This is a genomic window from Haloferula chungangensis, from assembly GCF_042664875.1.
Taxonomy (GTDB): Bacteria; Verrucomicrobiota; Verrucomicrobiia; order Verrucomicrobiales; family Akkermansiaceae; genus Haloferula; species Haloferula chungangensis.
This window is the reverse complement of the sequence record NZ_JBHTBS010000011.1, coordinates 53,707-67,406: the sequence shown is the minus strand read 5'-3', so window position 1 is coordinate 67,406 and position 13,700 is coordinate 53,707. Positions and strand designations below refer to the sequence as shown.

10 protein-coding genes are annotated in these 13,700 nt (G+C 59.0%); 5 read left to right on the top strand and 5 right to left on the bottom strand.

Going from position 1 to position 13,700, the window contains the following annotated elements:
- Window positions 1–75: 75 nt before the first annotated feature.
- On the top strand, window positions 76–1,155 hold the full coding sequence (locus tag ACFQY0_RS17315; protein WP_379714983.1) for a response regulator transcription factor: 1,080 nt from the start codon (window positions 76–78) through the stop codon (window positions 1,153–1,155).
- Here the strand turns inward: ACFQY0_RS17315 and metH are convergent.
- On the bottom strand, window positions 1,143–4,988 hold the full coding sequence (metH, locus tag ACFQY0_RS17310; RefSeq protein ID WP_379714981.1) for a methionine synthase: 3,846 nt from the start codon (window positions 4,986–4,988) through the stop codon (window positions 1,143–1,145). The genes ACFQY0_RS17315 and metH overlap by 13 nt on opposite strands.
- Window positions 4,989–5,124: 136 nt before the next feature.
- On the opposite strand from metH, the gene ACFQY0_RS17305 reads away from it, so the two are divergent.
- Window positions 5,125–6,093, top strand: a complete 969-nt coding sequence (locus tag ACFQY0_RS17305) for a YheT family hydrolase (RefSeq protein WP_379714979.1) — start codon at window positions 5,125–5,127, stop codon at window positions 6,091–6,093.
- Here ACFQY0_RS17305 and ACFQY0_RS17300 read toward each other — a convergent pair.
- Window positions 6,090–7,637, bottom strand: a complete 1,548-nt coding sequence (locus tag ACFQY0_RS17300; protein WP_379714977.1) for a pyridoxal-phosphate dependent enzyme — start codon at window positions 7,635–7,637, stop codon at window positions 6,090–6,092. The two genes, ACFQY0_RS17305 and ACFQY0_RS17300, sit on opposite strands and share 4 nt — an antisense overlap.
- Before the next feature lie 72 nt (window positions 7,638–7,709).
- On the opposite strand from ACFQY0_RS17300, the gene ACFQY0_RS17295 reads away from it, so the two are divergent.
- The gene (locus tag ACFQY0_RS17295) at window positions 7,710–9,062 is read left to right on the top strand and encodes a DUF2868 domain-containing protein (RefSeq protein WP_379714975.1); all 1,353 of its coding nucleotides are present in this window, start codon (window positions 7,710–7,712) and stop codon (window positions 9,060–9,062) included.
- A complete protein-coding gene (locus tag ACFQY0_RS17290; RefSeq protein ID WP_379714973.1) occupies window positions 9,059–10,504 on the top strand; it encodes a GTPase/DUF3482 domain-containing protein in 1,446 nt (481 codons plus the stop codon). The genes ACFQY0_RS17295 and ACFQY0_RS17290 overlap by 4 nt, the downstream gene beginning before the upstream one ends.
- 2 nt (window positions 10,505–10,506) lie before the next feature.
- Here ACFQY0_RS17290 and ACFQY0_RS17285 read toward each other — a convergent pair whose 3' ends face one another.
- Complete coding sequence (locus ACFQY0_RS17285) at window positions 10,507–11,394, bottom strand: DMT family transporter (RefSeq protein ID WP_379714971.1); 888 nt, start codon at window positions 11,392–11,394, stop codon at window positions 10,507–10,509.
- A 97-nt stretch (window positions 11,395–11,491) separates the two neighbouring features.
- On the opposite strand from ACFQY0_RS17285, the gene ACFQY0_RS17280 reads away from it, so the two are divergent.
- On the top strand, window positions 11,492–12,193 hold the full coding sequence (locus ACFQY0_RS17280) for a DUF3109 family protein (protein ID WP_379714969.1): 702 nt from the start codon (window positions 11,492–11,494) through the stop codon (window positions 12,191–12,193).
- Here the strand turns inward: ACFQY0_RS17280 and ACFQY0_RS17275 are convergent.
- Together ACFQY0_RS17275 and ACFQY0_RS17270 are read right to left on the bottom strand one after the other, a co-directional pair.
- Complete coding sequence (locus ACFQY0_RS17275) at window positions 12,173–12,676, bottom strand: methylated-DNA--[protein]-cysteine S-methyltransferase (RefSeq protein ID WP_379714967.1); 504 nt, start codon at window positions 12,674–12,676, stop codon at window positions 12,173–12,175. The two genes, ACFQY0_RS17280 and ACFQY0_RS17275, sit on opposite strands and share 21 nt — an antisense overlap.
- A 63-nt stretch (window positions 12,677–12,739) precedes the next feature.
- Window positions 12,740–13,660 (bottom strand): L,D-transpeptidase family protein, encoded by a 921-nt coding sequence (locus tag ACFQY0_RS17270; protein WP_379714965.1) that lies wholly within the window; start codon window positions 13,658–13,660, stop codon window positions 12,740–12,742.
- Window positions 13,661–13,700 lie beyond the last annotated feature (40 nt).

Sequence of the window (13,700 nt, the reverse complement as noted above, 5' to 3'; positions counted from 1 at the left end):
ACCTTGCCGACAGCGCTCAGGGTTTCCGCCGCCTTCCTCCATCAGGAATCCGCTCGAAACCATTTCCCCCTCCTAATGACCGTGTTTTCTCAAGCCTATTTCACACTAGCCCTGGAGATCCATCGGGCGAAAAGCTTCGATCGTCTCACGGAACTGCTCACCGAAGGGTTGCCGAAAGTAATCAGCGGCAAGGGAGGACTGATATTCGTGACCTTTGATGGGCATGGGGTCGAACAGATCTACGGAGAGACTTCATTCGCTAAAGAAGCGAAGGCAAATCTGGATGCGATCAATGAGTCGTTCTCCTGCTTTCCCTTGGTGTCCAAGGTCGACCTGTCAAATCCTGGAGAGCTTGGTTTTTCGGTCCGAGACTATTTGCACTCTGAGGACTTCCTGGGTTCGAAGTTTTTTCAGATCGTTCAGGGTCAGGAAGGGGTGCAAGACTATCTCTTCGGCCTGCTTGCCCATGGTTATGAACGCACCACCATGTTGATTGTTGGTCGCTCCGACGGAGTTTTCTCTCCGGAGGAACGCGGAATCTTCGACTCGCTGCTATTGGCCGCCCGCTCGGTTGCTTCGCTCATCGCGGTGGAGGGTGACCGGCGGCAGATCAGGAACTTTTACGTGAAAAATTCACCTCGCTCAAGGCAGGCCTTGTTCGTGGTGAAGCAGGGAGGGGAGGTGCTGCCTTTCAATCACGATGCCTTGAGGGCGGCGGAAGATTGGTGGGGGGAGGATGACGCTTTCTTTGCTCTGCCTGCTGACAAGGTGGAGAAGCTCAACAAGGAGCTCTTGAACTGCTGGGTGGGACCGCTTTCCTCCAGTTTCAGAAAGTTTGAAATCGACCTCGGGGGTGGCACAATGGACTTCAGTTGCATGCCCGCCTGGGATGGCGAGATATGGTTGGTGTTGTCACTCGTCGATCGCGAGGCTGCTGCCACCGAGGCGCTCAACGCACTGCTGACCAAGCGCCAGAGGGAGATCATGAACTGGATTTCACAGGGGAAGACGAGTGCTGAAACCGCGACCATTCTGGACATCAGTCCACGAACCGTCGAGAAGCACCTGGAGGCCATCTTCCAACGGTTGGGCGTCGAGAACCGGATCGCAGCGGTTCGGAACTATCTCGATATCAAGAGTGGTCAGCTGGTGTAGCCCAACCACGGGCCGAGCCACTTTTCGGCTTCCTCGATGGTCCAGCCCTTGCGCTGGGCGTAGTCTTCGATCTGGTCCTTCTGCAGTTCGCTGATCGCGAAGTAGTGGCTTTCAGGATGTGAGAACATCAGGCCGGAAACGGCCGCACCGGGGTGCATGGCACAGCTTTCGGTCAGAGTGACTCCGGTTTTCTCCGGTGCTTCTAGTAGATCAAAGAGAACCGGTTTCTCCGTGTGGTCGGGCTGGGATGGATAACCCGGTGCCGGACGAATGCCGCGGTAGATCTCCTTGATGAGCTCGTTGTGATTGAACTCGTTTGGCCGTTCGTAGCCCCAATCAACGCGGGCGCGATGGTGGAGGAGTTCGGCAAATGCCTCGGCGAGTCGATCGGCGATCGCCTTGATCATGATGCCCTTGTAGGGGTCGGTTTCCGCCTTTTCCACCTGCTCGGCCCACTCGTGAGCTCCGTGGATGCCGACGACAAAGCCGCCGATGTAGTCTGCTCCAGTCGGTGCAAGATAATCCGAAAGCGCGAAGTGGGGTTTGTCACTGCTCTTTTCGATCTGCTGGCGGAGGGTGTGGAACGTGGCGCGCTTCTCGTGGCGGGACTCGTCGGTCCAGACGGTGATGTCATCGCTGTCGGCATTGGCCGGGAAGAACCCGTAAATGCCACGGGCTGTGAAGCGCTTGTTCGTGATGATGTCTTCGAGGAGTTCCTGTGCATCAGCAAAAAGTTCCTGGGCTTGGGCGGCTCCACCTTCATTGCGGGTCTTGAGGATCCTGGCCTCGCGATCCCAGACGCCCCGAAGCTCCCAGGCGTGGAAGAAGGGCGTCCAATCGATGTAGTCGGCCAGCTCGCGCAGCGACTGATTGTCCATCACGCGGGTGCCGGTGAAGGAGGGCTTGGCCGGAGTGTAGCTCTCCCAATCAAAGACCGACTTGTTAGAGCGGGCTTCCTCAAGGGAAATGGTCGGTTTGGCCTTCTTGTTGAAGTTGGCACGGAGCTTCTCGTGCTTCTCGTTGTTCTCGGCGACGAATCTGTCTTTGCCGTCCTCGGAAAGCAGCGTGGTCGTCACGGGAACCGAGCGTGAGGCATCGAGCACGTGAACGATCGGACCGCTGTAGTGCTGGGCGATCTTCACGGCGGTGTGCGCTGCTGAGGTGGTGGCGCCACCGATCAGCACGGGGAGGGTCATCTTGCGACGCTCCATTTCCTTGGCGACGTGGATCATTTCATCAAGCGATGGGGTGATCAGGCCGGAGAGACCGATGACGTCGACCTGCTTCTCAATCGCGGTATCAAGGATCTTGTCACAGGGAACCATGACGCCCATGTCGATGACTTCGAAGCCATTGCAGGCGAGCACCACGCCGACGATGTTCTTGCCGATGTCGTGCACGTCGCCTTTCACCGTGGCCATCAGGACACGGCCGGCGGTCAGCGTCTTCTCCGCCATGATCCGGAGGTGTGCATCGTCTTCTCCGGGATTGGCTTCGCGTAGCGATTCGATGATGCCGAGGATCTTGATCTCCTTTTCCTTGGCCATGAATGGCTCGAGGTAGGCGACGGATTTCTTCATCACGCGGGCGGACTTGACCACTTGAGGAAGGAACATCTTGCCTGCGCCGAAGAGGTCGCCGACCACGCCCATGCCATCCATCAGCGGGCCTTCGATGACCTTGAGCGGCTTGTCGTATTTCTGGCGCGCCTCTTCGGTGTCCTCGACGATGAAGGAGTCGATGCCTTTGAGCAGTGCGTGCTCAAGACGCTTTTCGACTGGAGCATCTCGCCAGGCGAGGTCCTGCACGGCGGCTTCCTTTTTGACGCCCTTGTATTCCTCGGCCATGTCGAGCAGTCGCTCGGTGGCCTCGGGATCGCGGTTGAGCAGGACATCCTCGACGGCCTTGAGGAGTTTCGGTTCGATCTGATCGTAAACTTCGAGCATCCCGGCATTAACGATTCCCATGTCCATGCCGGCCTTTCCTGCATGGAAGAGGAAGGCGGAGTGCATGGCCTCGCGCACAGGGTTGTTGCCGCGGAAGGAGAAGGAAACGTTCGAGACTCCGCCGGAGACCTTCGCGCCGGGGAGGTTCTCCTTGATCCATTTGGTGGCGTTGAAGAAGTCGACGGCGTAGTTGTTATGTTCTTCGATGCCGGTGGCAACGGTCAGGATGTTAGGGTCGAAAATGATATCCTGCGGATTGAAGTCTACCTCGTCGACGAGGATGCGGTAGGCGCGTTCGCAGATGCGGATCTTTTCTTCATAGGTCGCGGCCTGGCCGTTTTCATCGAAGGCCATGACCACGGCGGCGGCTCCGAACTTCTTGATGGTGCGCGCGTTCGACTTAAAGGCTTCTTCTCCTTCCTTGAGCGAGATCGAGTTGACGATGCCCTTGCCCTGCATGCATTTCAAACCGGCTTCGAGGATTTCCCATTTCGAAGAGTCGACCGTGATCGGGACCTTGGTGATGTCCGGCTCGGACTGCACGAGATTGAGGAAACGGGTCATCATGTCGACGCCGTCGATCAGGCCGTCGTCGAAGCAGATGTCGATCACCGGTGCGCCGTTGTCGACCTGTTGGCGGGCGACGGCGAGGGCGTCTTCGAGCTTTCCTTCCTGGACGAGTTTGCGGAAACGCGGAGAGCCGGCGACGTTGGTGCGCTCACCGATCATCAGGAAGTTTTTGTCGGTGGTGTGATTGTAGGGCTCGGTGCCGGAAAGACGTAGCAGCTTCTCGTTGCTCGGGATCTTGCGGGGTTCGACGTCACGCACACCGCGGGCGATTTCGGCAATGTGCTCGGGAGTATTGCCGCAGCAGCCGCCCGCAAAGTTGATGAAACCGGATTTGGCGAAGTCGCCGAGGTGGCCATACATGTCCTTCGGCAGCATCGGGAAGCCGGTGGCGGACAGCGCGTCGGGCATGCCGGCATTCGGATAGCAGGAAACGAAAGTCTCGGCGACTTGTGAGAGCTCCTCGATGAAGGGACGCATCTGGTCGGGACCAAGCGAGCAGTTGAGACCGACAGCGAGCGGCTTGACGTGCGCGACGGCATTCCAAAGAGCTTCCACTTTTTGTGCCGAGATCATCGTTTCACCTCCCATTCCGACGGCGGCGGAGATGATGATCGGGAGCTTGAAGCCATCTTCTTCAAAGACGTCCTGAGCTGCCACGAGAGCCGCCTTGCTGTTGAGTGCGTCGAAGATGGTTTCGACCATCAGGATATCGACGCCGCCTTCGACGAGCGCGCGGATCTGGCGTTTGTAGTCTTCGTAGACTTGGTCGAAAGTGACGCTCCGGAAGCCGGGGTCGTTGGCATCGACGGCGGCGTTGTTGAGACCGACGGTCATCGGTCCGATTGCTCCCGCGACGTAGCGCACGATGCCGGTATCGTTGGCAACCTGATCGGCGACGGTGCGCGCGAGCTGGGCGGAGGCGATGTTGATCTCGGCGGCGAGCTCTTTCAGGAAAGGGTCATCAAGGACCTTCTGATAGAACTCGGGGTCCTTGCGTCCGGTTCCCTTTTCACGAGGGTCTTCGACAAAGAATTCGCTCTGGGCGATCGAAGTGCCGGAGAAGGTGTTGGTTTCAAAAATATCAGATCCGGCGGTGAGGAAGCGCTTGTGGATATCGGCAATGACGTCCGGGCGGGTCAGCGAAAGGATGTCGCCGTTGTTGAGCAGATCCTTGTCGTTTTTCTCGAAGCGTTTCCCACGGGCGTCACTTTCCTCAAGTCCATAGCCGCGGATGGTCGTGCCCATGGCACCATCGAGGACCAGGATTCGCTGTTCAAGGGCTTTGGTGAGATCGGCAGTGGCGTCGGGGCGCGGCATGCCGCGAACCTAGGCAGAAGAGCCCAGGCTTCAAGAGTCAAATCATCGTATCTTGATTTGTTGATGGGAGAATTTGCGGAGATCGAGGGATCGGGCTTGAGCACAACTGGTCGGGCGGGTAGAGCCGCGTGCACCGATGCCGCTTGTTTCTGACTCCAGCTACCGCCCGCCGCTTTCCATGCCGGGTGGGCATCTGCAGACGATCATTCCGGCACTTTATCGGAAAGCCGAGCGGGTGACGCGGGAAAAGGAGCGGCTGGAGCTGGCGGACGGCGATTTTCTGGATTTGGAATGGCATCGGGACGGTCGCAGGAAGCTGGTGATCCTTTCTCATGGTTTGGAGGGCGATGCGGGTGCGAGCTACATCCAAAGCATGGCGCGGATGCTGAGTCCGCGCGGCTGGGATGTGCTGGCGTGGAATTACCGCGGGTGCAGCGAAGAGCTGAACCGGTTGCCGAGATTCTATCACAGCGGAGCGACGGAGGACCTTTCAGCAGTGATCGAGCACGCGCTGGATGTGCACCCGGCTGAGAAGATCGACTTGATCGGCTTCAGTCTGGGCGGGAACATGACGCTGAAGTATCTGGGTGAAAGAGGTGCCGAAGTCTCGCCAGTGTTGGGCCGGGCGGTGACCTTCTCGGTGCCATGTGATCTTGCCTGTTCCTCGCGCACGCTTGATACGGCCTTCAATCGAGAAGTCTACATGAGGCGTTTCATCAAGACCTTGGCCGAAAAGGTTCGCAGGAAGCATGTACTGTTTCCTGATGATCTGGATCCGAAGGGATTGGAGAAGATCCGGACCTTCCGGGAGTTCGACAACCGCTACACCGCACCACTCCACGGATTCCGCGATGCGGCAGACTACTGGGAACGTAGTAGTTCAAGGCAGTATCTGAGTGGAATCCGTATTCCCGCCTTGATGGTCAACGCTCGGAACGATCCCTTTTTGGGGCCGGGTTGTTTCCCTGAGGAGGAGGCGGATGAAAGTAGGTACTTCTATCTCGAGTCGCCAAAGGCTGGAGGTCATGTCGGATTTCCGACGAAGGATAGGGGGGCCTTCTGGATGGGCCAGCGGGCAATCCGGTTTCTGGAAGATGCCATCTAGTTCGATCCCGTGAGGCGCTGGCATGTGGCGTCATCGAGGACTTCGCAGAGACGGTATCCCTCGCCCTGATTGGGAATTTGTTGCAGGAGGGCGTCGCGTTCGGCAGTCGACGGGAAATCCAGTCCGATCAGGGCGCGGCCGATGCGTTCGCCGGATTGCTGGTAGTTGAAGTAGCAAAGGTTGGCTTTGCCCTGAATCCGCTGGGCGAGGAAGTCGTGCAGGGCGCCGGGACGTTCGTAGAAATCCAGTCGGAGGAATGCGGGGTGCTCAAGCAGGTCGGAGCGGAGGGGGATGGAGCGGAAGGAGACGTCGACAGCTCCGGTGAGATCGCGCCAGTCGAAACCTTGGGCGTTGAGCTTTGTTAGAACGCCGTCGAGGACGGCGCTGTCGGCCCCCTGGAGGGTGAAGATCGGCCAGGCCTCATTTTCTGCAGTCTTTCCATACTGGAAATCGACGATGTTGACTCCCGAGAAGCAGCTATCAAGCAGGTTGAGCATGGTGCCGGGTCGCTCGGGGATTTGGACTTGGAGGGTCCTGCTGCTTTGACCTGCGGAGCCGAGCGATTGGGCGATGAGACCGAGCTTGAGGAAGTCGATATTGGCACCGCAAAGGACAACAAGCACGCGTTTGCCATCGAGTTTTTCGCGGTTCTTGAGGACGGCGGCCAGGCCCATCGCTCCGGACGGTTCGGAGATACAGCGCAGGCCTTCCCAGAGGACGCGGATGGCTTGCCCGACTTCGGGGTTGCTGACGGTTTCGATGGAGTCGAGGCTGTCCCTGCAGATCTGAAATGGCAGGCTGCCTGCTTGTCTAACAGCGGTGCCGTCGCAGAACAGGTCGACCTGATCCAGCGCGACTTCGTGGCCCGCCTCGATGGCGGCTTTCATCGATGCCTGGCCGATGCCTTCCACGCCGGTGATGTGGATTTCGGGCCAGTAGGTTTTCAACCAGGTGGAGACACCTGCGGCGAGTCCACCGCCACCAATCTGAAGGTAGGCGGCATCGAACGGGCCGTGACCGGAAAGGACGATTTCGTCGGCAAGGGTTCCCTGGCCGGCCATAACGGCAAGGTCATCGTAGGCATGGACGTAGATCGCGCCGGACTGCTTTTCATCCTCGCGTGCGGCCTGCATCGCTTCATCGTAGCTATCACCGGAAGAGATGATTTCCACAAATTCGCCGCCATGGTGCAACACGGCGGCTTGTTTGACCTTTGGGGTAGGGAGCGGCATGTAGATGCGCGCTTTGATGCCCAAGGTGCGGGCGGCGAGGGCGACACCCTGGGCATGGTTGCCGGCCGACGCGGTGACGACGCCGCGCTGGGCTTCCTGAGGTGTTAGGAGGGCCATGCGATTGCAGGCTCCGCGCCATTTGTAGGATTTGATGGCCGATCGGTCCTCGCGTTTGACCCAGATTTCCGGGCCGGGTCCGGGTAGCTTCAGTCTCTCCAACGGAGTGGCCTGACCGAAGCGGTAGACGCGTTCCCGAGCGAACAGAATTTCCTGCCGCAGGCTTCGTGGCAGGTCCGTGGGGTCAACTTCCATGGGTTTAGCTAGCCGTTTGCTGCCGATCCATCAATCCTTGAGGCTGCTGTATCTCACAAGGACACTTGCCATGTGGGAAAGGATGCCGACAGTTGGGGCGTGCCGGGAAAATCGGACAGATGGACGCTGACGGAGCTGATCGATTTCGAGACGGCGCTGGGATCATGGTCAGGAAAGGACGCGCCACGCTTGTCGGCGGGGGAGGGGCGTGCGGCAGGGATGAAGCAGTGGCTGGGCGAGGTCGGAGCTTCGGGACTTGGAGCTCGGTGGATGGCCTCTCTGGGATTGGCGGGATCATTGCTGGCTCTCGTCTTCGGTGGAATGGGTGCGGCGACGGCCTGGGGCACGCTGGATCGGGAAATCGGCGGCGTGCATGTGATCTGGTTTCTAACGGTCTGTTTGTTTCTGCCGTGGATCATGTTTTTGGGCGGGGCGCTGGTTTGGCTGCTGCGTGGGCGGGTGGCGGCCAGCGGGGTGACATCGCGAGTGATCGCCTGGCTTTCCGTTAAGCTGGCGGGCAAGAAGGCACGCCAGACGATTGAGCGGATTCGGGCAAATGGGGAGCTTTCACGGGTGCTCGCGTGGCGCTTGGTCCGGCAGGCGCAGTGGATCGCCGGTGCCTTTCACGGCGGGGCGCTGGTCGGGCTGGGAACGATGGTGATGTTCAAGCGCGTGGGGTTTTTCTGGGAGACGACGACGGAGCAGGCGATGGAAAAATTGCTGGCTCAGGTGGTGGGAGTTCTCGAGTTGCCATGGGCATGGCAGATTCACTGGGCGCAGCCGGATATCGCGGCGTCGGAAATTTCGGCCGACTGGAAAGTCGGAGGCTTGGCATGGTGGCCATTTCTGATTTTGGCCTTGTTCACATGGGGAATCTTGCCGCGCTTTCTGATGGTCGGCTGGGCGGCATGGAATGAACGGCGCGCGCTGGCAACACTGACGTTCCAAGCACCGCAGCACCGCAAGCTGTGGAGATCGATGACGGTGGTGAAGCGCGGCGAGAAGCTCAGCGGGCCGGTCGATGGAGCCCTGGTCGTGGCGCTAGATGGTGCGGAACCGTCCGAGGAAAAACTTCGTCCGTATCTGCTGCGGGTCCTGCGCATGAATCCAACCGGGTGGGAGCGACTCGGCGTGCTCGATGAGGATCATGAAGAGGCGGCACGCGAAGCCCTGAAAAAGGCATCGGCAGGCATCGTGCTGCTGGCCGAGGGCTGGTCGCTGGCACCGCGCTCGGTGGGAAAGGCGCTGGATGAAATCACGACAAAAGCCGGCGAACGGCGAGTCGTGTTGCTCGTCGGAAATCCGACTCCTGAGGGCGGGATGAAGCCGGTGGAACCGGAACAGCGGATCCAATGGGAGACCTTCATGGACGCGCGAAAGGGTAGCGAGGTGGAGCTGGTATTTTACGAGGAGGTGAGAGCATGAACGATTGGTGGAAAGAAGGAGTGCCGGCATTCGTCGTGGTGGGTCGCGTGAATTCAGGCAAGTCATCGACTTTGGCGACCCTGCTGGAAGTCGATGACGACGAAGTTCTGCGGGTGTCATCGACTCCCGGAGAGACGACAGGCGTTCAGGCGCTGCCGGTCGTCTACGATGAGGAAGAATGGATGCGTTTCTTTGATTCGCCGGGCTTTCAGCAGCCGGTGGAGGCGATGCGAAAAATCGAGCGGATTGCGGGAGCCCGGGCACCGGGTCCGGAGGATTTGAAGGTATTCATCGAGCAATACGCCGAGCAGTTTCCCGATGAGGTTCGCCTATTGGCTCCGATCGTGAAGGGCGCGGGAATCCTCTATGTGGTCGATCCCTGCAAGCCGCTGCGCGATTCGTTTCTAGCAGAAATCGAGATCCTCCGCTGGAGTGGGCGGCCGAGGTTGGCCCTGCTGAATCCACAGGGTGAACCGAATGAAAACGAGGAAGCCTGGCGGGAACGGCTGGGGACCTCATTCAATTTGGTGAGAACCTTCGATGCGCATTCGGCGAGGTACGATGAACGCCGTAAATTGCTGCTGGCCCTGCTGCAGATCGAGGAACGTCACGCGGACCGCATCGAGAGCGTGGTGGAGGCGATGGGCTACGAGTGGGATCAACGGCGCGAGGATGCCGCTGAGGCCATTCTCGATTTTCTCGAGCACGCCCTGGGCCTGAGGACCAGCGATGCGATCGACCAAAGGGACGAGGGCATTCCATCGAGGCGGGAACGCAAGCAAGCGGCACTCTCGGAAGAATATTTCTCAAGGTTGTCGAAGCTGGAGGGGCAATGCGTGGACAAGCTGCTGAAGGTTTATCGGCATCACTTGATCGAGCTCGACGTGGATCCCGGCAAGCATCGTGGGCTGGATCTGGCGACGGGCGAGACGTGGCAGAAATGGGGGCTGAACCGGATGCAGCTGACGACTGCCGGGGCGCTTGCCGGCGGCGCGGCCGGGGCGATTTTCGATCTGGGTGTAGGGGTTCACAGTCTGGGAGCCGGCACGGTGATCGGAGCGCTTGGTGGTGGTGTGGCCGCCTTCTTCAAGGGCGGGCAACTGCCTGAACTGAAGGTGAAGCTTGGCGGCGGATTGAAGCTGAAAGGGGGGGATGGGAAGGCAATCGTCGTCGGCCCGCCTGCGAGCCCGAATTTCCCGTGGATCCTCCTTGATTCCATGTTGCTGAGATATCGTGGGATTCTCCAGCGGGCTCACGGCCGGCGCGATGCGGCGAACTTCGATGAAGCCGAAGGTGAAAGCCTGGTGCGGCAATTTCCCTCCGAACGTCGCACCCTTTTGCAAAAGTGGTTCAACTCCTGTCTGAAGGGTGCACCTGATCGGGGCAAAGAGCCGGAAGTGTTCGCCGCGCTGGTCGAGAGCCTTGAAGAAATCGCACAATAGATTCAATGCATCGCCACGAGTAGTGAGCCTAACAGCGCTAGTCCGGTGCCGATCGCTTTTCGCGTGGTGAACTTTTCCTTCAGGAAGAAGTAGGCGAGCACGATGATGAAGACGGTCGAGAGCTGATTGTAAATGGCGGCGCGCCCGGCGATGAGGTATTTGAATCCAGTGACCCAAAGCAAGGTCGCGAGGAAGGGTCCCAGGATGGCCATCGGGATCGTCGTGAACCAGGTGTCGCGTCGACGGAATCCCGTGAAAAGCACTTCAGGCATGCGCTTTCCATAGCGAAGCAGCGACCAGATGAAGAGCACGGCAATCGCGACGAGAAAGCGGTAGCCGGTGAGCCAGAAGAGTTGTCCATCGATGTAGATATCACGCACCATCAGAATGCCGACCGCCATCAGGACGTGGGCTCCTGCGGCGAGGGCGACGCCGGTCCAAAGGTCTCGGGGGTGTTTGACTTCGGCGGTCATGGTTGCGCCGACAAAGACGCCGGAGATCACCAGCGCACCTCCGATCATTTCCCAGGTGTTGAGGGTCTCACCGAACATCAGGAACCCAACCGTGATGATAGCTGGCGAATAGAGGCAATCGGCGAGAGCCTGTAAGCTGGCTCCGAGTCGGTTCAATGCCGCGGCGATCATCGTGTCGGCAAGCGAAATGCCGATGACAGCACTGATGATCATCCGAAGATGCTCGGTAGGGGACAGTTCCGGCCACCAATTTTCACGAACGGCCGCATGACTTAGGACAAGGCAGATCAGGGCGATGGAACTTTTGAAAAAGTTCAGGGGAAGCGGTGGGACCTGATAGCCCGAGACCCTCATCAGGATGACCGAGATCGACCAAACCAGGGCCGAGGCGATGGCGCAAAAATCCCCGATGGGCATGGCGGGATAGTGGGACCTGAGGCCGAGCATGCAATCCTTTCAAGAGGGCCGCTTTTGGTCTTGGTCGCGCGGGGGTGACATGAACTAGAGTCGGGACATGCGAATGGAATCGATCACGGCGTATCCCGAATTGGAAGGGGAGCTGGCTCGCCAGATTCGCGAGGCGGCGGTGGATTATGATAGCTTCTCCCAGAATCTGAAACTCTGCGACCTTGGCTCTTGTCGGGCGACCTGCTGCCACGATGGCGTGTTCCTAACAGGCGAGGAGCAGCGGGTGATCGGCGAGGTCATCGAAGAGGGTCGTGAACGTCTTGATCAGTACGGATGGACTGAAAAAGCGTGGCTGGGAGACGAAGGAGGTCGCGCGAAAAGCATCACGCTGGGAAACAAGAATCCGGGAGCGCGCTTTCCCTCTCACTTTCCGCGCACGCGCTGTGTCTTTCTCGATGCTGGTCACCGCTGTGTGCTGCAGCGCTTGGCGATGGACGCGGGACGGCATCCCTGGTTCTGGAAGCCCATTTCATGCTGGATGCACCCTTTGGTTCTCAAGCCGGGTGAGCGTGGTGGACGGCCGATTCTGACCTTGCCAAGTCCTGGGAATGATCCAGCCGCGAAGCCTGGATATCCTGGATTCTCCGCCTGCACCCCCTGTGGGATGGAGGCCTCCGATGGAAAGCCTGCGTGGCAAGTGCTCGGCGATGAACTTGAGCTGCTGGGGGAGATTGGCGGGAGGGGCTTGCTGGGAGAAATCACTTCCGCAGTGGAGAGCCCTGCGCACTCAGCCAAGTCCGAGGAGTAGTCCTTCGTGAGTCAGAAGCTTCTGCTTGATGTCGAGGCCTCCCCCAAATCCTGTTAGAGAGCCGTTTGCTCCGATCACACGATGGCAGGGCACAATGATCGAGATGGGATTCGAGCCATTGGCGAGCCCCACGGCACGGACGCTGTTTGGATTGTTGATGCGTCTGGCGATATCGCCATAGCTGCAGGTTTCCCCAAAGGGGATTTTCGAGAGCTGTTGCCAGACGCTTTCCTGGAATGCGGTACCGCGGCGATCATAGGAAAGATCGAAGTCCTGGCGCTCCTTTGCAAAGTACTCTGCGAGTTGCTTTTCCGCAGCATTGAGGTGCGGATTCTGCGGGTTATCCGGCGGGCACTCGCTATCCGGCACGCGGTGTCCGAAAAACAATCCAGCGAGACCTTTGCTTGTGGCGAAAAGCATGAGCGTGCCGACGGGGCTGTCGATCTCCCGTGAGCAGGTCGCGTGTTCGGGGAAGTCTTTCATCGATTGAGATCCGATCTACCACATCAGAGTGCCCATCGCAATACAGGATCCCTGTCGCCGCGATCATTCCACCTGCTCCTCCTTGACACCCTGCAGCACGCGAAATCCCGGCTTGCTGCTTGTTTGCTGTGTCACGGACTCGGCAGTGACCACGAGGTTGGTGCCTGGTTGGAGCAAGCCCATCAGGAGATGCTGGAAGCGAGGGTCGAGTTTGAACCATTCATCAAGCGCTTTGGCGTGGTCCTTCTTGACTCCTCCAACCTGGGTCCATGACGAACTCCCATCCGACTTCCATCCTGAAAAGACGAAGGCCTGGGTGCCTTTGGGGCGCTTCGAGAACCACCCGCTGTCTGCTTTTCCTTCGCCGATGGTAATCCCGTTGCGAACGACGAAAAGCTTCTGGTCAGGCTTGCTGTAGATGAGGGAGACGGGACCGGAGGGTGAGGCTTCCGGTGTCCAGCTGAAGTCACTGCTCTCACCTCCCTGGAAGGCCATTGAGTGCTCGTTGGAAACATGAACATCAGGCGAATCGTTGGTCACCAGCACCGTCGTGCCGGTGTGGGTGATGCCAAATAGCTGCTTGGAGAATTCGTAGGGGATATGAATGCAACCGTGTGACGAAGGAAACCCCGGAAGTCCACCGGCATGAAGGGCGACGCCATCCCATGTGAGCCTTTCGGAGTAGGGCATCGGGGCGTTGCCATATGTCTTGGAGTGATGATTGGCATCCTTGTTGAGGATATGGAAAACCCCGGTTGGCGTTTCGTGCCCCGGCTTGCCCGAGCTCACCTCGCAGGACCCGATCCGAACCCCATTGCGATAGACGGCTGCGACCTGCTTCTGCAGACTAACGGTGACAAGAACCGGCCCCTCTTTTGAGAGTTCAGGATTCCAGGTGTAGGAGTCGGGATTTCGCTGACGGTCTTCAGCAAGTGCGGGAAGTAGGAGGGCGGCAGCGATGGTCAGGTTTCGGAAGATGGCCATATTGCCGCTGAGCTTGGACAGATCACCCGCGATGGCAATC